This is a genomic window from Bartonella vinsonii subsp. berkhoffii ATCC 51672 (assembly GCF_902825225.1).
Taxonomy (GTDB): Bacteria; Pseudomonadota; Alphaproteobacteria; order Rhizobiales; family Rhizobiaceae; genus Bartonella; species Bartonella berkhoffii.
In genome coordinates, this window is the sequence record NZ_CADEAK010000211.1 from 1 (window position 1) to 421 (window position 421).

Sequence of the window (421 nt, forward strand, 5' to 3'; positions counted from 1 at the left end):
TTTTAGGCCCTCTATGAAAGGCTTAACATCTTATGCAATTTTTGCTGGTATGGCTATTGGTTTAGGAATGTTTTTTGGTTGCGCTTTGCAAAGTATTGGGCTTCAAACAATTATTAGCAGTCAATCGACATTTATCACGGCACTTTATGTTTCGATAGTTCCAATATTGCGATGGATTGTTTTTAAAAAATCTCCCCGTTTAGCGTGTTGGATCGGTATTGTTTTTGCTTTTATTGGGCTTATACTTATTTCTTGTTAAAAACTGGGTTGTTTTGATTTTTCATAAGGTGAAATTCTGACTTTGTTAGGTGCTTTGGCAATTTCTGGCGAAGTTATATTTATTGGAATGTTTTCCAACAAAGTTGATAGTCGACGTGTAACGATTATACAGTTATTTATTGGTGGTCTTTTTTCATTTTTT

At 33.7% G+C, this 421-nt stretch carries 1 pseudogene; it reads left to right on the forward strand.

Going from position 1 to position 421, the window contains the following annotated elements:
- Positions 1 to 421: pseudogene (locus tag J7R10_RS08970) on the forward strand (EamA family transporter); the annotation flags it as partial.